Genomic DNA, 22,794 nt, shown 5'->3' with positions numbered 1-22,794 from the left:
TTGCTGGCCTTGCGACCCTGTTGGGACCGTACCCAATCATGGAAAGCAAGGCCAGCGCCGAGAGTAATCAGAATTTCTGCGACAAACCGAGTTTTGCGGTGAACCCGAGCGGCGAGGCGGTGAACGGATCGTAATTCTGATCCAGCCGTGCGAAGGGCGGTGCGCGGTCGAAGATGTTGAGCGCGGACAGCGACACCGTCGATCCGGTCGGCAACGCGATCCTCAGCGTGGCGTCCATCGTCTTGAACGCGCCGATCTCCTTGCCGCCCGTCACCGATCCGCCCGCCAGGGCACCGAAGTTCGGCCCGAAGATCGCCGCGCCGCGCTGATCGGTATAGCCATCGATATAGTTGAACTGCACGCGCAGGCTGGCGACGTCGTAATCACCCTGCACATACCAGTTGCCCTTGATTTCGGGCACCGGATAGGCGGTCGTCTGGTAGTTGAGCAGGCCGACACCGTCGAATGCGGGCTGCACGACGATCCCCTCGACCGTCACGTCCTTGGTCTTGTAGTCGATGACATAGGTGCCGGTCGCGCCCACCGTGACGGTCGCCAGCCCGAGTTCGCCGCGAAAGCTTGCCTGGACGTCGAGACCGGAGGTCGTGACATTGGCGCTGTTGACATAGACGGTGCGCAACCGCTGGACATTGCCGACGCCGCAGCCCGCACCGGTGAAGGTGAAACGCTGCTGGAGAGCGGCAAAGGCGGCATTGCCGCAATTCGCCGCGCCGCTCGCACCGAACAATGCGTTGACGATGCCCTGTGTCGGCTCCTGCTCGATCGGCCCCTTCAGGTCGTACCGGAAATAGTCAACGCTCGCATTGAACCCGCCCGCGTCGAGGATCACGCCGCCGCTATAGGTCGTCGCCTTTTCAGGCTCGAGATCTGGATTGCCGTTGATGTCGACCGCGCGGAACGAGGTGCCGATGATCTGCAGCGCGGTCAGATTGCCTTCGAGCTGCTGCGCGGGCGGTCCGCGGAACGTCGTCCCGGCCCCGCCGCGCAACGCAAGCCACGGCGCCACCTGGATGCGCAACCGCCCTTGCGGATTGAAGGTCGACCCGACATTGCCGCCATAATCCTCGTACCGCGCGGACAGCTGGGCGTTGATCGCCTCGAGGATCGGCAGCTGCAGCTCGGCGAACAGCGCCTTCACGTCGCCCACCGAGGACGCGTTCCGGTTGGTGCCGAGGAAGCCCAGCGCACCCGTCTGCGGCGTACAGGTCGCACGTGGATTGAGCGGGGTCCCCGGGCAGGGATTCACCGCCAGATTGCTGTCGGCATTATAGTTCACGGCATAATAATTGCGCCGATACTGGCCGCCGATCGCAAAGCCGACATCGCCACCGGGCAGCCGCAGCCCGGTCCGCCCACCGAGCACGAGGTCGCCGACGAACAATTGCGTGTTGTAGACGGTGCGCGTCGTCCGGAAGAAGTTGTCGACCGTCGCAATGTCGTTGACCAGCCCCGCACCGGGCGCGGTGCTGAGCCCGTTGGTGCTCCGCGACCCGGCGTAATTGGGGTTCACCTGGCCCGTGACCGGATTGGCCGCCACCGCGGTCGAGAACGGGTTGAAGAAGGTGCAGCCATTCGTTCCGGCAAGCGAAGCGATCTGCGCAGCGGTCAGCCCGGCGCGCGACGCGGTGGTCGCATAGGCGCAATTGGGGCCACCAAAACCCGCGATCGCGTTCTGCAGCAGGTCACCGAACGTGTCGGTCCCCTCATTCTCGCGGACATATTGCGAATAGGTCCCGCTCGCGGTCAGGTTGATCCGGTCGGTGACATCCCACGACAGGTCCGCGGTAAAGCGCATTTCCTCGGACTGGCGCTTGGAGAATGCCGATCCACGGTCATTGTCCCCGCCCCGCATGACCGGATTGCCACCGAGCAGTGCCGGACGGAAGAGCACGGGGAAGGCGAGCGCGGGTGCGAGCGGCGTGCCGTTCGCGGTCAGGCAGCCCGCCGCCGTACCATAGACCTGGCAATAGTCGCGTAGTGCCGGCGCATAGGTCGGTACCTGGAAGAAGCCCGCACCGCCGCCCGCCGCATTCGCCGATGGCGGCAGCGTCGGCAGATAGGTCGGCGACGTCGTGATCCGCGTCGAGGTCGCTCCATAGAGCGCGGTCGCGGTGAATTGCAGCGAACTGGTGAGGTCGATCGCGACCTCGGCATAGGCCTGATACCGGTCTTCCGGCTCGACCAGATTGCCGAACTGACCGTAATTGTTGAAGCATCGATCGGTCGGCACCGCGATCGTCCCGACCGCGGTCGGCGTCGGTGTCGTCGAGCCCGCGACGCTGCGGAATCCGCCGAGCGATTCACACCCCAGATCGCGAACGAAATTTACCCCGTTCGACACGCCGTTCGCGCCATAGCCGGTGAACAGACGCCCGCTGACCGGGTCGAGAAACGGGACGGTCGCGTTGAAATCGAGGTTGCCGGGGTTGCCGCCGCCGGTCCACCCGCCCTGGGGATTGTTGGCGTAGGGCTGAATGGTGAAGTCCCGATCGGTCGTTCGGAGCTCGGACCGGTGCTGATAGCCGAACGACGCCAGCATCCGCACGCCGTTACCGCTGTGGCCATAGCTCATGGCCGTGCCGTAATCGCCCTTCGACCCGTCGATATAGCGGTAGTCGCCCGACACCAGGAAACCCTGCTGGTCGGTCCGTGTGATGAAATTGACCACGCCCGCGATCGCGTCCGAGCCATAGGTGGCGGCGGCGCCGTCCTTGAGCACCTCAACACGGCCGATCGCGGCCGAGGGGATCAGGTTGATATCGACGATCGGAATACCGCCACCGACGGGCACCAGCCGCTTGCCGTTGAGCAGCACGAGCGTACGTTGCGGCCCCAGCCCGCGCAGATTGACCGACGCGACGCCCTCATTGCCCTGACTGCGGCTGTCGAACTGGTTCGCGTCGCCGGTCACGCCGTTCGAGGTCGGCAGGTTCTTGAGCAGTTCGACCGCGGTCGGCGCGCCCTGCTTCGCGAGTTCATCGCCCGAAATCACGTCGACGGGTGCGGCGGCATCCTCGGACGACCCGCGGATCAGCGAGCCCGTGACGATGATGTCGGCATTTTCGGACTGGGCGACGGCAGACTGCGCGGGATTCGCTGCGACCTGCCCCGCTCCCGTCGTTCCCAATGGTTGTGGATCACCCCCGATTTGCGCTGCCGCCGGAACGGCAAGGGCCCATGCAATGACGAAAAACGCGGACGCGACGAAATAGCGCTGCTTGGCCACATCACTCTCCCCTGTTCGGCCGAAGCACTTTGGCCCGTACCGCATCATCGAATAGATTCTTCTACGCCTTACGCGTCAAGCGGGAAAATCGTAGCATATTGCTACTAATTCCTGCCAATACTGTCATGTAGACGGCTTTCGGCAGTTCCGGATCGGCCAGAACCATTTTTCGATCTTGCGATAATGTGGCCCCGGGGAGAGGGCCTTTGCCGCAGCGGTCCGACCTAAGGAAACCAGCCGCCGCCGGCCTTCAAGCGCCACAGTCAGGTCACGCCGGATGATTCCGCAAAACGGGGCAGCGCACGCGGCGTCAGGCCAGGTCGCACGATGCTCGCTGATGCTGGGGTTTCAGGAAGGACGGCGGAAGGTACGGCCTTGCCGTCCTTCCGCCTTATCCCCTCTCCAAACTCGTCAAGGCGGCGACCTGTTGGACTGCCTGCCTGGTGATGCCGAGCACTTCGAGAGTGCTGCGAGGCTCAACCACCCTAAGTCCGTCTCTTTCCGAAACTGAACATCAGGTATGGGCAGCTATTGGCATGATTCGCCGGGGGATGCAAAGGGAAGTTCGGGCGCCGTCGCGGATGCCGGACTAAAGTCGGGGATGCCGGCCTGAGAGCCCTCCGACCACGTCCGGCCGGTCCGGAGCACGAGGCCGGGGCCAAGACCCGGGACGCCAGCGGCGCTAGGCCTGTGCGCTCGGGCGGCCCGACGCACGGTCGTGCCAGGCCCTGAGATGCGTCAGTTCGTCCGGGATGGGAATGCCGACGAACGCGGCAAAATCGATCGTCGTCAGCAGGACGATGTCGGCGACGGTATAGCGCACCCCGTCGAGCCATTCGATGCCCGCCAGCGCAGCGTCGAACTCGGCCATGGCCGACCGGACACGCGGCCGCTGGGTTTCGCCGAATTCGGTATATTGCGGCTTCACGATCCGCGCCGTCCAGGGATGCGTATGCTGCCACACCAGCGACAGCGGCGTCATCAGCCGCAATTCGACCCGCCGCGTCCACATGTCCACCTCGGCGATATTGTGCGCGCCGTGCCCGAAAAGCGGCGGCTCCGGATGCAGGGCCTCGAAATATCGACAGATCGCGACGCTCTCGGTCAGCACGCGGCCATCGTCGAACGCCAGCGCAGGCGTCTGCCCATAGGGGTTCACCGCGAGGAACTGCGCCGCCTTGTGCTCCGCCTTGGGTATCGACACCTGCACCATCGGGATGCGCACCTGCTTTTCGGCGAGGAAGATCCGGACGCGGCGCGGGTTGGGCGCCGGCGAGGCACTGTCGTAGAACAACATCGGCTGATCCTTTTGCGAGTCGCCTTTTCGAATATCGCGTATGGCATTCGATGCGCACTTCGCCTAGCCACGCGGATATGACGATCGCCTCAGATTTGCTCGCTACCGACTTCTCGACCCTGCCGGATCTGATCCGCGCGCACGCCCGTGAACGCGGATCCTCGACCGCCATCGCGGATTCGCAGGGCAGCATCGACTATGCGACGCTCGACCGGACGATGGACCGCGTCGCGGCCGCACTGCAACGCGACGGCATCGCCGCGGGACAGGCGATCGCGATCGCCGCCGCGCCGTCGACCAGCTATCTTTCTGTTTTCCTTGGCGCGGTACGGGCCGGCTGTGTCGCGACGCCAATCGCGCCGTCGGCGACTCCCGCGGCGATCGCGGCGATGATCGCGGACAGCGGCGCGCCGATCGTCGTTCTCGACGAGCCCATGGCGCAGGCTCTGGCGGACGAACGCGTCACCGCGCGGATCCTGCTCCTGTCGGACGCCCACCTGCCGCCTGAGGGGCCGTCCGGCGACGCCGAGCTGCTGGAGCGCTGGCTCGCGCCCGATGGCGCACGCCCCACGCCCGTGGCGATCGCGCCTGGCGATGCGTTCAACATCATCTACTCGTCTGGCACGACCGGCACCCCCAAGGGGATCGTCCAGAGCCATGCGATGCGCTGGGCGCATATCGCGCGCAACAGCGCCGCAGGGTTCGACACCGCGGTCACGATGATCGCGACCCCGCTTTATTCGAACACTACGCTCGTCAGCGTCCTGCCGACGCTCGGCTGGGGCGGCAGCGTCGTGCTGATGGGCAAGTTCGACGCGCGCGGCTATCTGACGCTCGCCGAGCGCTACCGCGCGACGCACACGATGCTCGTCCCCGTCCAGTATCAGCGGATCATGGCGCTCCCCGATTTCGACGCGTTCGACCTGTCGGCCTTCCGCTTCAAGACGAGCACAAGCGCGCCCTTCTCCGCCGCGCTCAAGGCCGACGTCGTCGCGCGCTGGCCAGGGTTGCTCGTCGAGTTCTACGGCATGACCGAAGGCGGGGCGAGCTGCGCGCTCAACGCGACCGCGCATCCGACCAAGCTGCACAGCGTGGGTCAGCCGATGCCGGGGCACGAGATCCGCCTGATCGACGATGACGGTGTCGAGGTGCCGCCGGGCGAATTGGGCGAGGTCGTCGGCCGCTCGCCCGCGATGATGAACGGCTATCACGGCCGCAGCGATGCGACGCGCGACGCCGAATGGTATGACGCCGACGGCAACCGCTATATCCGGCACGGCGATGTCGGTCGGTTCGATGAGGACGGCTTCCTCATCCTGATGGACCGCAAGAAGGACCTGATCATCTCGGGCGGGTTCAACATCTACCCCTCCGACCTCGAGGCGGTGCTTTCCACACATCCCGACGTCGCCGACTGCGCGGTCATCGGCATGCCATCCGAGGCGTGGGGCGAGACGCCGGTCGCGGTCATCGTCCCTCGCTCGCCCGCGGCGAACCCGGCTGAAATCCTGACATGGACCAACGCGCAGCTCGGCAAGACCCAGCGCCTGTCGGGCATCCGTCCGGTCAGCGAACTCCCCCGCAGCGCGATCGGCAAGGTGCTCAAACGCGAACTGCGCGATTCCCTGACGGGCACGCCGGCATGATCAGTCTCCGACAGGCGATCGACGCGCTGCAACCGACCGAGGACGGCTGGCGTGGGACCGTTCCGGAGAACTGGCTGCAGGGGCGCACCGCCTATGGCGGGTTTTCGGCCGCGCTTGCACTACATGCGGCGCAAATGTCGGACACCGACCTGCCACCGCTCCGCTCGGCGCAGGTCGCGTTCATCGGCCCGCTGTCGGGCGACATAACGATCCGCGCGACGCGGCTGCGGCGCGGCCGCAATGCCGCGTTCGTCCAGGCGGACGTCGAAAGCGCGGCGGGGCTCGGGCTGCGCGCGACCTTCGTCTTCATGGGGCCGATCGCCTCGCGCGTCGACCACCACACCGGCACCGCGCCCGCCTTCGCGGTACCCGACGCCGACACCGCGACCTATCGCGGCCACAGCGCGGTCGCCTTCTCGCGCAATTTCGATCTGCTCGACCGCCGCGACGACAGCGTCGGCCCCGCCGAATGGCTGCGCTGGGTCCGGCTGGCGGATCGCGACGGGCTCGATCCAATGGTCGAGCTGATCGCGGTCGCGGACTGCCTGCCACCCTCCGCGCTCAAGCTGCTCGGCGGGCCGGCACCACTCAGCTCGATGACCTGGCTGCTCAACATTCTCGGCCCGCAACCGGTGACGCACGATGGCTGGTGGCTGCTGCGCGCAACGACTGACTATGTCCGCGACGGCAGTTCGAGCCAGTCGATGGCGATCTGGAACGCGCAAGGCCTGCCGATCGCCGAACAGATGCAGAGCGTCGCGATCTTCGCCTGACCGCCACGTCAGGTCGGCCGCGCGCGAATGTGACGTGCACGATACAGATTGCGACAGTTTATCCGTCACCTGACAAAGCGTCGCGACAGCCGACCGTCATAACCGGGACATTCGATGGGGATCAGCCCCGTCCGACCGGAGATACGCGATGCGCAAGACCCTGCTCACGCTGGCGCTGACAGCCAGCAGCTTTGCCGCCACGGCATGCGGCGCACAGTCCGCCGCCGCCGCCGACCGCGCCGACGCCGCCGCCACCAGCGCCGCCAACCGCGCCGCGCTGCAGACGACCATCGCCGGCCAGACGCAGGCGGCGCCCGAATCTCGCCCGCGCGGTCCCGGCCCGCAGCGCGCAGGCCGGATGCGCGGCGGGCCGATGATGCAGGCTGACACCGATCGCGACGGTGTCCTCACCCGCGCCGAAGTCGTCGCGCAGGCCGAGACCCAGTTCGCCCGGTTGGACGCCGACGGCGACGGCATCGTGACCGCGGCCGAACGTCAGGCGGCACGCGAAGCGATGCGCGACCGTCGCGAGGCCCGGATGGCGGCACGCGGCAAGACGCTCCCGCCCGAGCGTGCCGGCATGGCGGACGGCAGGAAGGACCAGATGATGCGCGGCAAGCGCGGCGGCGGTGACGGCGTGCTCACGCGGGCCGAATTCATCGACCGTGCCGGGCAGCGTTTCGACCGGATGGACGCCAATCGTGACGGACGGCTCGACGCGAGCGAACGGCCGGATCGCCGTGCGATGCGCCATGGTCGCGGGCACCGGATGGACCGGCCGGGCGGCGATACCGATCAGTAATCCGCCCCCCTGCCCCTGCGTGCCGGACGGTCTGCGATCGTCCGGCGCTTCCTTTGGACACGCACCATGCTAGACGTCGCCCCCATGGGAGACATGCCGCATCTGTTGCTCGTCGATGACGAGCGTTCGATCCGCGAGCCGCTGGCCGCCTATCTGACCAAGCAGGGATTTCGCGTCACGCAGGCGGGCGACGCGGAGGCCGCGCGGACGCGGCTGACCGCCTATGCGATTGACCTCGTCATTCTCGACATCATGATGCCGGGCGAGGACGGGCTGAGCCTGTGCCGCCACATCGCCGCGACCAGCGACGTGCCGGTCATCCTGCTGACCGCGCGCGCCGAGGAAACCGACCGGATCGTCGGGCTGGAAATGGGCGCGGACGACTATGTCGTGAAGCCCTTCTCGCCGCGCGAACTCGCGACGCGCGTGAAGGTCGTCCTGCGCCGCGCCACCGCGGGCGGCGCACGTCAGCATGCGCCCGAGGCCAATTCCTACGCCTTTGCCGGCTGGGTGCTGAAATCGGGCGAACGCGCGCTGGTCGACCGTGAAGGCGTGTCGGTGCCGTTGTCGACCGGCGAGTACAACCTGCTGCTCGCGCTCGTCACGCGACCGCGCCAGGTCCTGACCCGCGACCAGCTGCTCGATCTGACCCAGGGGCGCGAGGCCGCCGCGTTCGATCGCGCGATCGACAATCAGGTCAGCCGGCTGCGGCGCAAGATCGAGGCGGATGCGAAGACGCCCGAACTGATCAAGACGGTCTGGGGCGGCGGCTATACGCTGGCGGCAGAGGTCATCCGCCTGTGATCACGCACCCGTGACGGCGTCCCGACCCTGGCCGCGCAGTCTGGCAGGGCAGATGGCGCTGCTGATCGCACTCGCTCTGTTCGTCGCGCAGGCGATCAATTTCGGGCTCATCCTTCGCGACAGGACCGAATTTCGTCTCGCCCAGGCGACGCGACCGGTGGCGACGCGGATTGCCGATGCGCTCGAACGCGAGGCGCATGCCGGGCGACCGCTGACCGCCGACCGCGGCCGGGTCCGTCGACTGGCGACCAACCCGATCGCCCCGTTCGCCTATCAACGGCATCCGGAGGTCGCGGCGGAACTCCGTCGCCAGCTTGCCGACCAAGGGCTGACGGTGGGCCGGATCGATACCGGTCTGCGCCCGGTTTCCGACGACGATGCAGAGCCCCGGCGGCGGAAGGGTCTTCGCAACACCAACCGGCAGGGTGATCGACAGGGCGACCGGCAGGGCGGAACGCTGGTGATCGCGGTCGAACAGCCGGGCCGCGGGTGGCTGGCGATCACCGCGCCGTGGCCGCAGCCGGGCTGGCGGCTGCTGTTCGCACTGTTGAGCCAGACCGCGATCCTGTACGTCATCGTGCTATTGCCAGTGCTGTGGATCGTCCGGCGGATGTCGCGCCCGTTGCGCGATCTGCGCGCTGCGGCGGAGGCGTTCCGGCCGGGTGAGCCGGGCATCGCGCTGTCGGTTCGCGGCCCCGACGACGTCGCCGCGCTGGTCGCCGCATTCAACGCGCTGCGGCTGCGCGTCACCGCGATGCTCGACGAGAAGGATCGGATGCTCGGTGCGATCGGCCATGACCTGCGCACGCCGCTGGCAGCGCTGCGTGTCCGTATCGAATCGGTCGAAGACGACACCGATCGCACGCGGATGGCGGACACGATTGCCGAGATGAACCGCACGCTCGACGACATCCTTTCGCTCGCCCGGCTCGGCCGTCCGAGCGAGCCGCCGACCGATGTCGATCTGGCGGCGCTCGTCGACGCGGTGGTCGAGGATTTCCGCGATATCGGTGACAACGTGACCTTCGTCGAGGCGGGCCGATTGCGGATGCACCTGCGGCCCTCGCTGATCCGGCGTGCGGTTCGCAACCTGATCGAGAATGCGGTCAAATATGGTGTGTCGGCAGAGGTCCGCGTCGAAGCGGACGCGCGCCGCGTCGCGATCGTCGTGGCCGATCAGGGACCCGGGATCCCCGAAGATCGCATGGGCGACGTGTTCGACGCGTTCACCCGGCTGGAAACGTCGCGCAACCGCGAAACCGGGGGCATCGGGCTGGGCCTTGCGCTCGCCCGCGCTATCATCCGCGAGGCCGGCGGCGAGATCCGCCTCGTCAACCGCACGGGCGGCGGCCTGGACGCGATCATCGAACTCCCGCGCTGACCGGTCTTCCCCCTCCCCACCGGAGAGGGGGACAATGCTCGCCTAGTCCTCGACGATCTGGCTGTTGGTCCGCGTATCCTTCATCCGCAGATACACGATCAGCGACACCGCGATCATCCCGGTCACATACCAGTAGAAACCGCGCTCGAACCCGGAATCCTTGAACTTGAGCGCGACATATTCGGCGGTCCCGCCGAACAGCGTGTTGGCGAGCGCATAGGGCAAGGCCACACCCAGCGCACGGATATGCGCGGGGAACAACTCCGCCTTCACGACTGCGTTGATCGAGGTGTAGCCCGTCACGATCAGCAGCGCCGCCATGACGAGCAACCCGGCATAGATCGGGTTGGTCGCGGTTTCGAGCGCGGTGAAGATCGGGTAGGTGAACAGCACGCCTGCAATGCCGAACGCGATCATCAGCGGCTTGCGGCCGACCCGGTCCGAAAGACCACCCGCAATCGGCTGCAGCAGCATGAACACGAACAGCGTCGCGGCATTGATCTGGCTCGCCACCTCACGGCTGAAGCCGCTCGTGTTCACCAGGAACTTCTGCATGTAGATGGAGTAGGCATAGAAGGCGAGCGTGCCGCCTGCGGTCAGCAGCATCACCGTCATCGTCTCGCGCGGATGCTTGGTGATCAGCTGGAGGAAGCCCGACTTGGGCTTGCCGTCGCCCGCCTCGGACTTGGCGTTCTCGAAGCTCTGCGTCTCGGCCAGCCCGCGACGGATGTAGAACACGACCACGGCCAGGACCGCACCGATCGCGAACGGAATGCGCCAGCCCCAGGAATCGAGTGCCGCCTCGCTCATCGTCGACTGCAGCACCAGCAGCACGCAGATCGCGAGCAACTGTCCGGAGATCAGCGTGACATACTGGAACGACGAGAAGAAGCCGCGGCGATCCTTGCCTGCCATTTCGGTCAGATACGTCGCCGACGCGCCATATTCACCGCCGACTGACAGCCCCTGCATCAGGCGTGCGATCACCAGCATGATCGGCGCGAACACGCCGATCGTCTCGTATCCCGGCGTGCAGGCTATGATCAGCGAGCCTGCGCACATCAGCGTGACCGCGACGGTCAGCCCCGCCTTGCGGCCGTGGCGATCCGAATAGACCCCCATGATCCACGCGCCGATCGGCCGCATCAGGAAGCCGACGGCAAAGATCGCCGCCGCACTAAGCAGCTGCGCGGTGCGATCCGTCGACGGGAAGAAATGCGGTGCGAAGTAGAGCGTGAAGGCGGAATAGACGTACCAGTCGAACCACTCGACGAGATTGCCGGTCGATCCGCCGATGATCGCTTTCAGGCGCGTTTTCTGATCGGGGGCCATTATTTCGCGTCCTGTGCGGCTTGAGTTGGGGCAAAGCCGCGCTTCTTGAGCAACGCGTTCACATCCGGGTCGCGACCGCGAAAGGCGCGGTACGCCTCGGCACGATCGGTCTCGTTACCCGTCGACAGCAGGAGCCTTGCGAACTTGTCTGCCGTCGGCTTGTCCCAGGGGCTGCCCGCCTCCTCGAACGCAGCGAACGTGTCCGCGTCCATCGTCTCGGACCAGAGATAGCTGTAATAGCCCGCCGAATAGCTGTCGGACGAGAACAGATGCTGGAACTGCGGCACGCGGTGCCGCATCACCAGCTGCTTGGGCATGCCGATTTCGGCGAGTGTCGCCGCCTCGAACTTGTCCGGGTCGATCACGCCATTGGCCACGGTGTGGATCTTCATGTCGACGATCGCCGACGACAGATATTCCGCGGTGGCAAAGCCCTGGTTGAACGTCCGTGACTTCTCGATCTTGTCGAGCAGGTCCTGCGGCATCGCCGCCTTGGTCTGGTAATGCCGCGCATATTTGTCGAGCACGTCACGGGTCAGCAGCCAATGCTCGTTCACCTGACTCGGATATTCGACGAAGTCGCGCGGCGTCCCTGCAAGGCCCGGATACTGGACGTTCTGCAGCATCGCGTGGATCGCATGGCCGAATTCGTGGAACAGCGTCTGCGCATCGTCGAGGCTGATCAGGATCGGCTCGCCGGGTGCGCCCTTGGCGAAATTGTTGTTGTTCGACGACAGCACCAGCTGCGCCGGGGCAAGCCCGCGCTGCCCGCGATAGGTGTTCGCCCAGGCGCCCGACCGCTTGCCCGTCCGGGCGAAATCGTCGCGGTAGAACAGCCCGACATCCTTGCCGGCCTTGTCCGTCACGCTCCACACGCGCATGTTCGGCTCGAACACCGGAACGGTACCGGTGATCTCCTTGAAGTTCAGCCCGTACAGCCGGTTGGCGGCGTAGAGGGATCCCTGGATGATGTTCCCGAGCTCGAAATACGGCTTGAGCTGCGCCTGGTCGAGATCGTACCGGCTTTTGCGCACCTTCTCCTGGTAGAAGCGGTAATCCCACGGCTCGATCGTCAGCGACGTGCCGGCGATCTTCTGCATGTCGGCGACCTCTTCGGCGACGCGCCCCTTGGCGGCGGGCCAGACACGCATCATCAGGTCCATCGCCGCGGCGGGCGTCTTGGCCATCGTGTCCTGCATCCGCCAGTCGGCATGCGTCTTGAACCCGAGCAGATGCGCGCGGTCGGCACGCAGCTTGACGATCTGCGCGATCGTCGCGTTCGTGTCGTTGGCATCGCCGTTATCGCCGCGATTGACGAACGCGCGCCACACCTTCTCACGCAGGGCGCGGTCGGTCGCGTAGGTCAGCACCGGATCGACCGCCGAGCGCGTGTTGACGATCGCGAAGCCCGGCAGCTTGCGCTCGGCCGCCGCGGCCCTGGCGACCGCCTTCACGCTGTCGGGAAGCCCGGCCAGCTGCGCCTCGTCGGTGACCGAGATCGCCTTGCTCTCGTCGGCGAGCAGCTTCTCGCCAAAGGTCGAGAACTGCGTCGCCAGCTGCTGGTTATACTGAGACAGCTGCGCCTTCTGCGCATCGTTTAGTTTCGCGCCCTGGCGCACATAGCTGTCATAGATCCGCGTCACGAGCCGGATCTGCTGCGCGTCCAGCCCACTCGAGTTGCGCGCGTCGTAGATCGCCTGGATCCGCGCAAACAGCGGCTTGTCGAACGTGATGGCATCCGACGCAGCGGAGAATTTGGGCGACCATTCGCGGTCGAGCTTCTGATAGGCGGGCGTGTTCATGTTGCCGGTCATCACGCCGAACAGCGTCATCACCTGCCCGTAGCGCTTGCCCGCAAGCTGCATCGGCACGATCGTGTTCGCGAAGGTCGGCTTGGCCGGGTTGTCGGCGATCTTGCGATATTCGGCGGTGCGCTCCGCCAGCGTCGTCTCGAACGCCTGCGGGAACAGTGCGGGGCGGACCTTGTTCCAGGGCGGTACCCCGCCGGCGGGGCCGGTCCAGTCGGCAAGCAGCGGATTGGCGGAGGGCGCGACCGCGGTCTGCGCCATGGTAGATGCTGACGCCATCAATGCGGCTGCACTGATTGCGAGGGGTAGAAAATGCACATGGTTCTCCCGGACGATGTTGACGCCATCATAGAGACAATGTGCAGATGCGGAACCCCGCGTGCCGCGGCGGCACCCCCCGGCCCGCGCTGGCAGGCCGTGTCCATGGTGCCAAAGGACCGGTCAGGCTGCCCGGGACTAGACGTCGTCAGACGCCTCTGAATGCCCATCCATAGCGTTTAAAGGCGGGGTCTGCTGTTCAGCCAAACGTGCCGCCTCGATCAGCCGGCGGCCCGTTTCGGCCGCCGCCGCGGGCGTCATCGCGATCGCCAGGCCATTGGGACCATCGAGCGTCACCTGCCCCTGCTCGGCCGCCGCTACGCCCGGCTCATCCTCCGGCTTCAACCTGTCGTTCATGCAAAGGCTCCGGCGGGGGTGGCGCTCGTCCCGTAAAGATAGTCGGGCTGAAATTCACCAACACTCGCCAGCCCGGCTGGATCCATGATCTCGACGGTATTTGCCCGGAATGTCACCAGCTTGCGCTCTCGCAGCAAGCGCAGCACGCGATTGACATGGACGCCGGTGATGCCGCAGGCCTCCGCCAGATCGGGCTGGGTCATCGGCAGCGTGTAGCAGCCGTCCTTCGCCAAGCCGACCATCGCCAGCCTTGCGTAGATCTCGCAGAACAGATGCGCCACGCGGCCCTCGGCGCCGAGCCGCCCCATCCGGAAAATCCATTCGCGGTGCATCGCTGCATCCAGCAGCGTGCTGAACCAGAGCCGCTGCGTCAGATGCGGATGCCGTTCCGTAATCGTCTTCAGCGTCGCATGGTCGAACGTCGCGACCTTTACCGGCCCCAATGTGGCGACGTCATGATCCAGCCGCTTCATCGGGAAGGCGTGAAGATCGACAAAATCCCCCGGGATATGGACGGCGACGAGCTGCCGCAGACCATCCCGATCATCCATGTAACGGCAGATGAACCCTTCGAGCAGCAGGGTGCTCGTCTGGACGGGCTGGCCGGCACGCACGAGGCGATGGCGCGGCGGCAGCGACCTTACCTCGGCGACGCTGTCCTCCAGGATCTGCTTTTCCTGTGCGCTCAGGTCCTCGCGGCCTCGGCCCAGCAAAAATTTTTCCGTCAGCATGCCTGTTTCCCCACCGCAATACCGCGCACGTGACGCGCTCATCAGCGGATTCATATTGATCGAGATGAGTCAATCGCGTCGAAGGCGAAACAAAGCCGCCGGCCATCTGTTCCTCGTCGACCATGTATCAGCCGCAATCCCAAAACGACCATCCGCTCGCACGCGCGTTCATCGCGACGATCAAGGACACTGCCTTCCCGTGTGTCGGCGCCAAGTCGGCGCTGGCGAAGGGGCAGATGGACATCATCGTTGCGCGCGACCTTCGATCGGCATGGGACGACCTGCGCATCCTGCCCATGTTGGGCGACACGGTCCGCAAATATCACCAGGATCGCGCGATCTTCCGTACGCTCGTGGTGTTGTTCGAAGGCCCGGCCGACAGTGCCACGCACCTGAGCGAAGAGGAATTCGAATCGCACCTCTGGGCGCGGGCCCAGTCGCTGAGCGACAAGGACGCGTGGCTAGGCCATCGTCCCGATCCCTCGGTCAGCGCCGATCCCGACGATCCGCATTTTTCGCTGAGCTTTTCCGGCGAGGCGTTTTTCGTCGTCGGCCTGCATCCGCAGGCCAGCCGCCCCGCGCGTCGTTTCGAGGCGCCGGCGATGGTGTTCAACCTCCACGATCAGTTCGAGGTGCTGCGGACGCAACAGCGCTACGACAAGTTGCGCACGTCGATCCTGGCGCGCGATCTCGAGCTGGCGGGGTCGATGAACCCGATGCTTGCGCGGCACGGCGAATCGAGCGAGGCACGCCAGTATAGCGGGCGGGCCGTCGACGATTCTTGGAAATGCCCGTTCAAGCGGAGCAGTGCGCATGGTTGAGACGATCAGTCCCCGGTCCGGGACCGCCTTCACGCTCGATCGTGGCCAGACGCTGACCGTGATCGATCCCGAGGGTCGGCAGGTCGCCGATCTTCTGGCTTATAGCCGCGCCGACACGCGCGAGGTGATTTCGTCGGGGCGGACGCTGGACTATGCCAGCCGGCTGTATCTCACCACCGGCGACCGGCTCTATTCGAACCGCAGCACCGTGATGCTCGACATCATCGCCGATGATGTCGGCCGGCATGATTTCCTGCTCACGCCGTGTTCGAAGGAAACCTTCGCCATCATCTACGGCGACACCGATCCGCACCGGGGCTGCTTCGGCAATCTCGCGGCGGCGCTCGCGCCTTATGGTATCGAGCCGGATGCGATCCCGGTCGCGTTCAACTGCTTCATGAACGTGCCGATCGATGGCACGACGGGGGCGTTTACCGTCGAACCACCGCTCAGCCGCGCCGGCGACACCGTCACGTTCCGCGCGGAGATGGACCTGATCATCGGCTTGACCGCCTGTTCCGCGCTCCAGTCCAATGGCGGCGCGTTCAAGCCGATCCAGTACCGGATCGACTGACGCAATGTGCCCTTTGGCGCCGAAACGCCGAGGGTGCGCTTACAGCAAGGCGTCGAGCAGTCCGATCAACGGCCGGTCGGCAGGTGGCATCGGCAGGTCGTGCATGTCCGCCGGGCGGACCCAGCGCAACGCGGATGCCTCGAGCGCGCGAGGCACGCCGATCCATTTGCGCGTGATATAGAGCAGCAGGAGCAGATGCCGGTCGTCGAGCGGCGCGCTGGCAAACGCGGCGGGGGCAAGGCAGGCCTGCGGCACGGTGATCGCCAGTTCCTCTTCAAGCTCGCGGATCAAGGCGGCTTCGGGCGTTTCGCCTGGCTCGACCTTGCCGCCCGGAAACTCCCACAGCCCGGCCAGCGAGCGGCCCTCGGGGCGCTGCTGCAACAGGACGCGGCCATCCGCATCGACCAGCGCGGCGGCGACGACCGGCAATAGGTAAGCGGCTTTGGTCATTCGTTAATCTCCGCGCTGTATAAGGCACGCCATGAGGCCGAAGCTGATCGTCGTAAAGACCATGCGTCGCAAGATCCGCGCCGCTGCGGCCGCGCTTATCACCGATCGGCGCGGCGCTACCGCAGTCGAATACGGCCTTATTCTTGCGCTGGTCGTTCTCGGCATGATTGCCGGACTCGTCTATCTTGCTGATGGCACCACGGCGCTCTGGGGTATGCTGCACAACCGAGTGGCTAACGCGCGCTAACCATAGCAAAAATCCGCCCGTTTAAGCTTTTCTCAATGGGTCACGTCTAGTCACGAAATTGCTGATCCGGTGTAGCCCCGGGCGGCCGGGTGACTGATGCTTTTAACGATGGAGACCGGAATGCAGACGCTTCGGAAGATTTTCAAGAATACCAAGGGCGCAACCGCAATCGAGTACGGCCTGATCGCCGCGCTGATCGCCGTCGCAGCCATCGCCGCAATGCAGGGCCTGGGTGGCAGCCTGAACAAGACGTTCAACAACGTCTCGACCAAGCTGAACGGCTCGACGACCTGATCTGCTCGGTCCCAGGATCGAAACGAAACGCATAGGGCGGCGGATCTTCGGATCCGCCGCCCTTTCGTTGTCGGGCTCAGAGACGGCCCATCTTGAGGAACTTGGCCTGGCGCTCCTTGCGCAGCTCGACCGGCGACAAAGGAACGAGCGAGTCGAGTGCATCCGTCAGCGCGCTGCCCAGCGCGTCGATCGCCACCGCGCGGTCACGGTGCGCGCCACCCAGCGGTTCGGGGACGATCGTGTCGATCACGCCGAACGCCTTTAGATCCTGCGCCGTGATGCGCATCGCCTCCGCGGCCTCGGCCGCCTTGTCCGCGGTACGCCACAGGATCGACGCACAGCCTTCGGGGCTGATCACCGAATAAATGGCATGTTCGAACATCAGCACGCGGTTGCCCGCCGCCAGCGCGACCGCGCCACCTGATCCGCCCTCGCCGACGATCGCCGAGACGATCGGCACGCCTGCGTTCAAGCAGGCTTCGGTCGACCGGGCGATCGCCTCCGCCTGTCCGCGCTCTTCCGCCTGGATGCCGGGAAACGCCCCCGACGTGTCGACCAGCGTCACGATCGGCAGGCCGAAACGGTCCGCGAGTTCAACGAGGCGGATCGCCTTGCGATAGCCCTCGGGCTTGCCCATGCCGAAATTGTGCCGCAACCGGCTCGCGGTATCGTCGCCCTTCTCATGGCCGAGCACCATGATCTTGCGGCCGCGGAACGTCGCAAAGCCTCCCAGGATCGCCTGGTCGTTGCCGAACGCCCGGTCACCGGCGAGCGGCACGAATTCCTCGAACAGCGCGGCCGCATAATCCTTGAAGTGCGGCCGCTCGGGATGGCGCGCGACCTGCGTCTTCTGCCACGGCGTCAACCGGGCGAATGTGTCCTTCAGCAGCTTGTCGGATTTCGCCTGCAACCGCATGATATCGGCGGACAGATCGAGATTGCCATCGCTGGCGGTCTCACGAAGTTCGTCGATCCGCCCCTGCAGTTCGGCGATGGGTTTCTCAAAGTCGAGGAAGCTTGGCATCCGCGTCGGTTACGGGGCGCGCGCCGGAACGTCAACGTGAGGTCGCGTGCTCAGGATCGGTCAGGGGGTGGCGGGTGTTGACGAGCTCGATGAGTTTGCTCGCCTCGACATGCGTATAGATCTCCGTGGTCGCGATATCGGCATGCCCGAGCATCACCTGCAACGCCCTCAGATCGGCGCCCCCCGCGAGCAGATGCGTCGCGAAGGCGTGGCGCAGGACATGCGGGCTGACGCGGTCGGGGGGCACCCCCGCCTCTGCCGCCAGCGCCTTGACGATCTGGTACAGGCGAATTCGTGACAAATGCCCCTTGCCTGAGGGGAACAGCCAGGGCTGATCCGCCGCGACGTGCGTGCGCCACAGCGCGACGGCGGCACGCGCCCGGTCCGAGATCGGCACGAGCCGCTCGCGTCCGCCCTTGCCGCGCAGGATCAGGAACGGCCGGTCGGGGTGCACCGCGGCGCGTGGCAGGCTGACGAGCTCGGTCGCACGCAGCCCCGATCCGTAAAGAAGTTCGATCAGCGCGGAGAGCCGCAGGTCGACCGGATCCATCGGATCGCGCGCCACGCGCTCGACGATCGCGGCGAACAACCGGTCGACATCGCCGTGGCTGAGGATCTTCGGCAAGGGGCGTGCCGTCCCTGGCCGCGGCAGTGCCTTGCCCGGATCGTCACTGCGATGCCCTTCGTCCGCGAGAAATCCGAAGAACCGGCGCAAGGCTGCAGACTTGCGGCCGACCGTCGCGCGCGACAGGCTGCTCCAGCTGTCCGCCAGCCGCCCCAGCGCATCGCCGTCCGCGCCCGCCAGCGCACCCTCGGCAACGCGTGATGCGAGCATGAGATCGCTGCGATACGCCGCAATCGTGTTCGGCGCAGCGCCCGATTCCGCCGCCATCATCTCGAGGAACCGCTCGATCAGCGCCCGGTCGCTCGCCGCCGGCGGCGCGCGCTCGACCGCATCCGCCCCGGCGACCGCATCGGTCATGATCGGGCCCGCGTCACGCGCGCGCGATTGCCTCGGCCGCGATCATACGCGCCTCGCCCTCAAGACCCACAGCGCGCAACGCGGCGACGATCCGGTACAAGGCCTCGGGCGGCATGCCGTGCCAGCTGGCGGTCTGCATGCCCGTCGCCGCGAGCAGCGCGACCGTCCCCGGCTGGCCCGCTCGCGCTGCCGTGTCGAGCGCACGCGTCCAGCCATTTTCGGTGCCGATCGGAACCGCCAGCGCCTGCGCGGCCCGTTCGATATCGCCCGCGCTCAGACGGCCGAGCCCGGCCAGTCCGGCGAACAGCAGACGCTGCTTCAGGGCCGAATCGCCGCGGCCACCGCTATAGGCAGCCAGATCGCCATAGCTCAGGCGACCGGTCGCATCGGGATCCGTCAGCGCGATCATCGCCCAGCCATCGCCACCCTTGGCAACCGTGCCGCGCCAGCGGGCCGCGGTCCGGTCGAGCCCCGCGGACAGCATCGCGGCGACCATCCGGTCGGCATCGCGCTCGCCATTTGCAGGCGGGATCCGTGCCGCCGCCCGCGCGGTCAGCACCATCCGGGCATAGGACGGCCACGCGTCCTCCGCCTTGCCCCAGATCGATCGCAGCGCGGTCATCCGGCCTTCGGCATTGCGGTCGGCATAGGCGGTGCGCAGGTCCTGCACGGTCGCGGCCACCGCGCTCTGCACGCTGTCGTCCGCCTCCGCTGCGGCGTAGAGATCGACCAGCGCCGCGCTCGACAGCACCCCTTGCGCCGCGGCGGCGTCCGCGGCGGGCAGGCGGTCGGCGATCGTCATCGCAGGCGACAGCGCGCGCCAATAGGTCGCCTGCATGCCGACGGTCCGGTACAGCGCATCGGGCACGGCGACGCCGGTCGCCATCGCCAGGCCGAACCGCCACGAGGTCAGCTGGTCGACCGAATCCCATTCGATCGTGACCGCCTGACGCCCCTGCCCGCCTGCGCCGACGACCTTCTGCGCGAGCAGCATGTCGACGCCCGACGCGACGTTGCGGCGCCGTGCCGCGGTGATCAGCGTGCCGGCCTGGGTCGGCGATCCCGACAGCCCCGCGCACATCGCCTGCGCCATCGTCCAGCCACGCGCCGGTGCGCGCTGCATCGCGCCCTCGACGAGCGGGCACAACGCCCCCGGATCGCCCGCGGCGAGACCGGCGTTCATCGCCACCTGATAGAGTTTGGGCGTGTAATTGCCGGTATCGACGCCCTGCACCACCGCACGCGCGGCGACGGACTCGCCCATGCGCAGCAGCAGCCAGGCGCGCTCGGCGGCGAAATCCGCGCCGTTGACACCGACCGGGGTCTCGACCCGCGACACGAGCGCTCGCCGCAACAGGATCGACATCCAGCGCGACGGGAGCGGCGCACTCAACCGCCGCATCAGCGTTTCGAGATAGGGGCCCTCGGCATCTCCGAACGCCTCGGCCGCAAGGCCGCCCTCGCCGGGACCGATCGGCCCCACACGGTCGAGCGAACGGCGGGCCGAGGCCGGCATCTCATATTGCGCGAGCACCGCCGGATCGATCGGTGGCGGCGTGTCAGCGGCTGGCGTCGCCGTCAGCGGCGCAAGGCTGCCATCGGGTGCGGGTAGCGGCTGGATCGTCGCCATCCCGGCCGGCGGCGCCGGAACGGGAGCGCCGGGGGACGCGGCCGCTCCCGAAGACGGGGTCGTCGGTGCGGACCGGGCTGGCGCCGACCCGTTGGGCTGCGATTGCGCGGGGCTGGCGGCCGGCGGCGTCCGGCGCGGCGCAGGGGCTGGCGTCGTATCGCCGAAGCCGGGCGGCAGGAGTGATTCCGGTCGGTCCTGCCCGATTGCCGGCGCAAGCGCGGCCAAGCTGCAGGCGGCGGCGAGCGCCGCCAGCGTGACCTTAGGACAGGTTCGCAAGCGTCACAGCCTTCTCGACTTGCGTCTGCGGGCGCTCGGTTGCGCGACCGGCGAGCAGGAACAACCCACCGACGACGACGACCAGGATAACGACGACCGAGACTATCAGGCGGGACATACGCAAAACCTTGTAATGACTGATAGGACATTGCTGACGGATGCGAATAGGCATGCGGATGCCGTTTCCCCCCGCGCAGTGCCGCTGTATAGCGCGGACCGCGATGTTGCAAAGCCACAACCCGATTGCCCCCTGGAGCGGCCCCCCGATCGTGCTCGTCGGCCTGATGGGCGTGGGCAAGACCACCGTCGGCCGCCGCCTCGCGCACCGCTTGCGGCTGCCCTTCGTCGACGCCGATCACGAGATCGAGGCGGCGTCCGGCATGAGCGTGAGCGAGATCTTCGCCAAATATGGCGAGGCCTATTTCCGCGACGGCGAGCGCCGCGTGATCGCGCGGCTGATCGACGGCACGCCGAAGGTCATCGCGACCGGCGGCGGCGCGTTCATCAACGACGAGACGCGCAGCCTGATCCTCGCCGAAGCCACCGCGATCTGGCTCAGCGCGCCGCCCGAAATCCTCGTCGAACGCGTCGGGCGTCGCAATACCCGTCCCCTGCTGCGCAACCGCGACGCGGGCCAGGTGCTTGCCGAGCTCGCGCGCGTCCGCAACCCGATCTACGCCAAGGCGCATATCCACATCGCGAGCAACAAGGCGCCGCACGAGGCGACCGTCGCCTCCATCCTGAAAGCCATCGGCCTATGACCGTCATCACCGTGAACCTAGGTGCGCGGACCTATCCGATCCATATTCGGGCCGGGCTGCTCGAGGATGCCGGTGATCATCTGGCGCCGCTCGCGCGCGGTCGGACGATGGCGATCGTCACCGACGAGAATCTGAGCGGCCATCTGGCGACACTGCAGGCGTCACTCACGGCGCACGGCGTCGCGAGCGAGGCGATCGTGCTTTCGCCCGGCGAGGGATCGAAGAGCTGGGCGACGCTGGAACGGCTGTGCGACCGCCTGCTCGACATCGGCATCGAGCGCGGCGATCACGTCGTCGCGCTTGGCGGCGGCGTGATCGGCGATCTCGTCGGCTTCGCCTGCGCCATCCTCAAGCGCGGCTGCCGCTTCGTCCAGATCCCGACCACGCTGCTCGCACAGGTCGACAGTTCGGTCGGCGGCAAGACCGCGATCAATACGCGTGCGGGCAAGAACCTGATCGGTGCCTTCCACCAGCCGGCGATGGTCCTGATCGACCCGCAGGTGCTCGACACGCTGCCGATCCGCGAGCTGCGCGCGGGCTATGCCGAGGTGGTGAAATACGGGCTGATCGACGACCCCGCCTTCTTCGCCTGGTGCGAGACGAACGGCGCGGCGTTGCTCGCCGGCGACATCGCGCTGCGCGAATACGCCATTATCCACAGCGTATCCGCCAAGGCGCGCATCGTCGCGGCGGACGAGCATGAGACGACCGGCACGCGCGCGCTGCTCAATCTGGGCCACACCTTCGGCCATGCGCTCGAGGCCGAGACGGGCTTCTCGCAGACGCTGATTCACGGTGAGGGCGTCGCCGCGGGCTGTGCGCTGGCGTTCCGCTTTTCGGCGGCCCACGGACTGTGCCCGCGCGACGAGGCCGATCGGGTGGCGGCCCATTGGCGTGCGGTTCAGCTCCCCGACGGACTGGCCGGCGCGCATGTCGCCGCTGATGGCGCGACGCTCGTCGATCACATGCGCCACGACAAGAAGATGGCGGCGGGCACCCTGCCCTTCCTGCTCGCTCGTGGGATCGGCCGGACCTATCTCGACACGACCGTCGACCTCGCCGATGTTGCCGCCTTCCTCGACGCGGAGCCCCGCTAATGCCCAATGGCGTCGCCAAGCAGAACCTGCCGACGAAGATCTGCCCGGCCTGCGAACGGCCGTTCACCTGGCGCAAGAAATGGGCGCGCGACTGGGATTCGGTAATCTACTGCTCGGATGCCTGCCGCAAGAAGCGATAGCG

General features: G+C 66.7%; 23 protein-coding genes. 12 read left to right on the top strand and 11 right to left on the bottom strand.

Annotated elements, in window-relative coordinates; genetic code table 11:
* Window positions 1-67 precede the first annotated feature (67 nt).
* Both NEF64_RS06130 and NEF64_RS06125 read right to left on the bottom strand, forming a co-directional pair.
* Complete coding sequence (locus tag NEF64_RS06130) at window positions 68-3,247, bottom strand: TonB-dependent receptor domain-containing protein (RefSeq protein WP_162235376.1); 3,180 nt, start codon at window positions 3,245-3,247, stop codon at window positions 68-70.
* 682 nt (window positions 3,248-3,929) lie between these two features.
* Window positions 3,930-4,544 (bottom strand): glutathione S-transferase family protein, encoded by a 615-nt coding sequence (locus NEF64_RS06125; protein WP_056406187.1) that lies wholly within the window; start codon window positions 4,542-4,544, stop codon window positions 3,930-3,932.
* 77 nt (window positions 4,545-4,621) lie between these two features.
* On the opposite strand from NEF64_RS06125, the gene NEF64_RS06120 reads away from it, so the two are divergent.
* The 5 genes from NEF64_RS06120 to NEF64_RS06100 all read left to right on the top strand — a co-directional run bounded on the left by NEF64_RS06120 (window position 4,622) and on the right by NEF64_RS06100 (window position 9,950).
* Window positions 4,622-6,190, top strand: coding sequence for a class I adenylate-forming enzyme family protein (locus tag NEF64_RS06120; protein WP_056406186.1), 1,569 nt, complete (start codon window positions 4,622-4,624; stop codon window positions 6,188-6,190).
* The gene (locus NEF64_RS06115) at window positions 6,187-6,963 is read left to right on the top strand and encodes a thioesterase family protein (protein WP_056406185.1); all 777 of its coding nucleotides are present in this window, start codon (window positions 6,187-6,189) and stop codon (window positions 6,961-6,963) included. The genes NEF64_RS06120 and NEF64_RS06115 overlap by 4 nt, the downstream gene beginning before the upstream one ends.
* A gap of 148 nt (window positions 6,964-7,111) precedes the next feature.
* Entirely contained in the window at window positions 7,112-7,765 is a 654-nt protein-coding gene (locus NEF64_RS06110) for an EF-hand domain-containing protein (RefSeq protein ID WP_056406184.1), read from the top strand.
* 84 nt (window positions 7,766-7,849) lie between these two features.
* A complete protein-coding gene (locus NEF64_RS06105; RefSeq protein ID WP_031395033.1) occupies window positions 7,850-8,569 on the top strand; it encodes a response regulator in 720 nt (239 codons plus the stop codon).
* A 52-nt stretch (window positions 8,570-8,621) separates the two neighbouring features.
* Window positions 8,622-9,950 (top strand): sensor histidine kinase, encoded by a 1,329-nt coding sequence (locus NEF64_RS06100; protein WP_082446771.1) that lies wholly within the window; start codon window positions 8,622-8,624, stop codon window positions 9,948-9,950.
* Window positions 9,951-9,992: 42 nt separating this feature from the next.
* Here the strand turns inward: NEF64_RS06100 and NEF64_RS06095 are convergent, their stop codons facing one another.
* The 4 genes from NEF64_RS06095 to NEF64_RS06080 form a co-directional block, all read right to left on the bottom strand.
* The gene (locus NEF64_RS06095; protein WP_056406182.1) at window positions 9,993-11,282 is read right to left on the bottom strand and encodes an MFS transporter; all 1,290 of its coding nucleotides are present in this window, start codon (window positions 11,280-11,282) and stop codon (window positions 9,993-9,995) included.
* Complete coding sequence (locus tag NEF64_RS06090; RefSeq protein ID WP_235516354.1) at window positions 11,282-13,351, bottom strand: M3 family metallopeptidase; 2,070 nt, start codon at window positions 13,349-13,351, stop codon at window positions 11,282-11,284. Before NEF64_RS06090 ends, NEF64_RS06095 begins: the two co-directional genes overlap by 1 nt.
* A 195-nt stretch (window positions 13,352-13,546) precedes the next feature.
* Window positions 13,547-13,765 carry a hypothetical protein gene (locus NEF64_RS06085; RefSeq protein ID WP_042466584.1) on the bottom strand — a complete coding sequence of 73 codons (219 nt, stop codon included), beginning with the start codon at window positions 13,763-13,765 and terminating at the stop codon, window positions 13,547-13,549.
* Window positions 13,762-14,496 (bottom strand): Crp/Fnr family transcriptional regulator, encoded by a 735-nt coding sequence (locus NEF64_RS06080; RefSeq protein ID WP_031394876.1) that lies wholly within the window; start codon window positions 14,494-14,496, stop codon window positions 13,762-13,764. The genes NEF64_RS06085 and NEF64_RS06080 overlap by 4 nt, the downstream gene beginning before the upstream one ends.
* A 122-nt stretch (window positions 14,497-14,618) precedes the next feature.
* Here NEF64_RS06080 and gntA point away from each other — a divergent pair, with 122 nt between their 5' ends.
* A complete protein-coding gene (gene gntA / locus NEF64_RS06075; protein ID WP_056406180.1) occupies window positions 14,619-15,317 on the top strand; it encodes a guanitoxin biosynthesis heme-dependent pre-guanitoxin N-hydroxylase GntA in 699 nt (232 codons plus the stop codon).
* Window positions 15,310-15,891, top strand: a complete 582-nt coding sequence (locus NEF64_RS06070) for a DUF1989 domain-containing protein (protein WP_031439601.1) — start codon at window positions 15,310-15,312, stop codon at window positions 15,889-15,891. The genes gntA and NEF64_RS06070 overlap by 8 nt, the downstream gene beginning before the upstream one ends.
* A 39-nt stretch (window positions 15,892-15,930) precedes the next feature.
* Here the strand turns inward: NEF64_RS06070 and NEF64_RS06065 are convergent, their stop codons facing one another.
* Window positions 15,931-16,341 (bottom strand): (deoxy)nucleoside triphosphate pyrophosphohydrolase, encoded by a 411-nt coding sequence (locus NEF64_RS06065; RefSeq protein ID WP_031396229.1) that lies wholly within the window; start codon window positions 16,339-16,341, stop codon window positions 15,931-15,933.
* A gap of 31 nt (window positions 16,342-16,372) precedes the next feature.
* Between NEF64_RS06065 and NEF64_RS06060 the strand changes: the two genes are divergently transcribed.
* Window positions 16,373-16,588: a Flp family type IVb pilin gene (locus NEF64_RS06060; protein ID WP_414711882.1), complete on the top strand. Its 216-nt coding sequence runs from the start codon at window positions 16,373-16,375 to the stop codon at window positions 16,586-16,588.
* Window positions 16,589-16,708: 120 nt separating this feature from the next.
* Complete coding sequence (locus NEF64_RS06055; RefSeq protein ID WP_031396231.1) at window positions 16,709-16,882, top strand: Flp family type IVb pilin; 174 nt, start codon at window positions 16,709-16,711, stop codon at window positions 16,880-16,882.
* Window positions 16,883-16,958: 76 nt separating this feature from the next.
* Here the strand turns inward: NEF64_RS06055 and NEF64_RS06050 are convergent, their stop codons facing one another.
* Genes NEF64_RS06050 through NEF64_RS19255 form a run of 4 tightly spaced genes read right to left on the bottom strand, consistent with a single transcriptional unit; the run spans window position 16,959 to window position 20,912 of the window.
* Window positions 16,959-17,906 carry an acetyl-CoA carboxylase carboxyltransferase subunit alpha gene (locus NEF64_RS06050; protein WP_252574709.1) on the bottom strand — a complete coding sequence of 316 codons (948 nt, stop codon included), beginning with the start codon at window positions 17,904-17,906 and terminating at the stop codon, window positions 16,959-16,961.
* A gap of 31 nt (window positions 17,907-17,937) precedes the next feature.
* Entirely contained in the window at window positions 17,938-18,888 is a 951-nt protein-coding gene (locus tag NEF64_RS06045) for a tyrosine-type recombinase/integrase (RefSeq protein ID WP_056406179.1), read from the bottom strand.
* A 13-nt stretch (window positions 18,889-18,901) separates the two neighbouring features.
* Complete coding sequence (locus NEF64_RS06040) at window positions 18,902-20,794, bottom strand: hypothetical protein (RefSeq protein WP_056406178.1); 1,893 nt, start codon at window positions 20,792-20,794, stop codon at window positions 18,902-18,904.
* The gene (locus NEF64_RS19255; protein ID WP_260171443.1) at window positions 20,778-20,912 is read right to left on the bottom strand and encodes a hypothetical protein; all 135 of its coding nucleotides are present in this window, start codon (window positions 20,910-20,912) and stop codon (window positions 20,778-20,780) included. The genes NEF64_RS06040 and NEF64_RS19255 overlap by 17 nt, the downstream gene beginning before the upstream one ends.
* Before the next feature lie 103 nt (window positions 20,913-21,015).
* On the opposite strand from NEF64_RS19255, the gene NEF64_RS06035 reads away from it, so the two are divergent.
* The 3 genes from NEF64_RS06035 to NEF64_RS06025 are packed head-to-tail and all read left to right on the top strand — an operon-like array spanning window position 21,016 to window position 22,792.
* Window positions 21,016-21,555 carry a shikimate kinase gene (locus NEF64_RS06035; RefSeq protein WP_031395245.1) on the top strand — a complete coding sequence of 180 codons (540 nt, stop codon included), beginning with the start codon at window positions 21,016-21,018 and terminating at the stop codon, window positions 21,553-21,555.
* Window positions 21,552-22,652: a 3-dehydroquinate synthase gene (gene aroB / locus NEF64_RS06030; RefSeq protein WP_056406177.1), complete on the top strand. Its 1,101-nt coding sequence runs from the start codon at window positions 21,552-21,554 to the stop codon at window positions 22,650-22,652. The genes NEF64_RS06035 and aroB overlap by 4 nt, the downstream gene beginning before the upstream one ends.
* Window positions 22,652-22,792, top strand: a complete 141-nt coding sequence (locus tag NEF64_RS06025) for a DUF2256 domain-containing protein (RefSeq protein ID WP_081874135.1) — start codon at window positions 22,652-22,654, stop codon at window positions 22,790-22,792. Before aroB ends, NEF64_RS06025 begins: the two co-directional genes overlap by 1 nt.
* The last annotated feature ends 2 nt before the right edge of the window (window positions 22,793-22,794 follow it).

Origin of the sequence: Sphingomonas aerolata (genome assembly GCF_023935825.1) — a bacterium.
In the GTDB taxonomy this organism is placed as follows: Bacteria; Pseudomonadota; Alphaproteobacteria; order Sphingomonadales; family Sphingomonadaceae; genus Sphingomonas; species Sphingomonas aerolata.
Note: the sequence above shows the minus strand (reverse complement) of the source record. Positions and strands in the feature narration are given on the sequence as shown.

Bases quoted from the DNA above. Each gene is read 5' to 3' on its own strand.
- NEF64_RS19255 (WP_260171443.1), bottom strand. From the start codon at position 20,912: ATGTCCCGCCTGATAGTCTCGGTCGTCGTTATCCTGGTCGTCGTCGTC.
- NEF64_RS06025 (WP_081874135.1), top strand. From the start codon at position 22,652: ATGCCCAATGGCGTCGCCAAGCAGAACCTGCCGACGAAGATCTGCCCG.
- NEF64_RS06100 (WP_082446771.1), top strand. From the start codon at position 8,622: ATGGCGCTGCTGATCGCACTCGCTCTGTTCGTCGCGCAGGCGATCAAT.
- NEF64_RS06065 (WP_031396229.1), bottom strand. From the start codon at position 16,341: ATGACCAAAGCCGCTTACCTATTGCCGGTCGTCGCCGCCGCGCTGGTC.
- NEF64_RS06070 (WP_031439601.1), top strand. From the start codon at position 15,310: ATGGTTGAGACGATCAGTCCCCGGTCCGGGACCGCCTTCACGCTCGAT.
- NEF64_RS06055 (WP_031396231.1), top strand. From the start codon at position 16,709: ATGCAGACGCTTCGGAAGATTTTCAAGAATACCAAGGGCGCAACCGCA.
- aroB (WP_056406177.1), top strand. From the start codon at position 21,552: ATGACCGTCATCACCGTGAACCTAGGTGCGCGGACCTATCCGATCCAT.
- gntA (WP_056406180.1), top strand. From the start codon at position 14,619: ATGTATCAGCCGCAATCCCAAAACGACCATCCGCTCGCACGCGCGTTC.
- NEF64_RS06125 (WP_056406187.1), bottom strand. From the start codon at position 4,544: ATGTTGTTCTACGACAGTGCCTCGCCGGCGCCCAACCCGCGCCGCGTC.
- NEF64_RS06050 (WP_252574709.1), bottom strand. From the start codon at position 17,906: ATGCCAAGCTTCCTCGACTTTGAGAAACCCATCGCCGAACTGCAGGGG.
- NEF64_RS06060 (WP_414711882.1), top strand. From the start codon at position 16,373: ATGAGGCCGAAGCTGATCGTCGTAAAGACCATGCGTCGCAAGATCCGC.
- NEF64_RS06085 (WP_042466584.1), bottom strand. From the start codon at position 13,765: ATGAACGACAGGTTGAAGCCGGAGGATGAGCCGGGCGTAGCGGCGGCC.
- NEF64_RS06035 (WP_031395245.1), top strand. From the start codon at position 21,016: ATGTTGCAAAGCCACAACCCGATTGCCCCCTGGAGCGGCCCCCCGATC.
- NEF64_RS06090 (WP_235516354.1), bottom strand. From the start codon at position 13,351: ATGGCGCAGACCGCGGTCGCGCCCTCCGCCAATCCGCTGCTTGCCGAC.
- NEF64_RS06080 (WP_031394876.1), bottom strand. From the start codon at position 14,496: ATGCTGACGGAAAAATTTTTGCTGGGCCGAGGCCGCGAGGACCTGAGC.
- NEF64_RS06115 (WP_056406185.1), top strand. From the start codon at position 6,187: ATGATCAGTCTCCGACAGGCGATCGACGCGCTGCAACCGACCGAGGAC.
- NEF64_RS06045 (WP_056406179.1), bottom strand. From the start codon at position 18,888: ATGACCGATGCGGTCGCCGGGGCGGATGCGGTCGAGCGCGCGCCGCCG.
- NEF64_RS06120 (WP_056406186.1), top strand. From the start codon at position 4,622: ATGACGATCGCCTCAGATTTGCTCGCTACCGACTTCTCGACCCTGCCG.
- NEF64_RS06105 (WP_031395033.1), top strand. From the start codon at position 7,850: ATGGGAGACATGCCGCATCTGTTGCTCGTCGATGACGAGCGTTCGATC.
- NEF64_RS06110 (WP_056406184.1), top strand. From the start codon at position 7,112: ATGCGCAAGACCCTGCTCACGCTGGCGCTGACAGCCAGCAGCTTTGCC.
- NEF64_RS06095 (WP_056406182.1), bottom strand. From the start codon at position 11,282: ATGGCCCCCGATCAGAAAACGCGCCTGAAAGCGATCATCGGCGGATCG.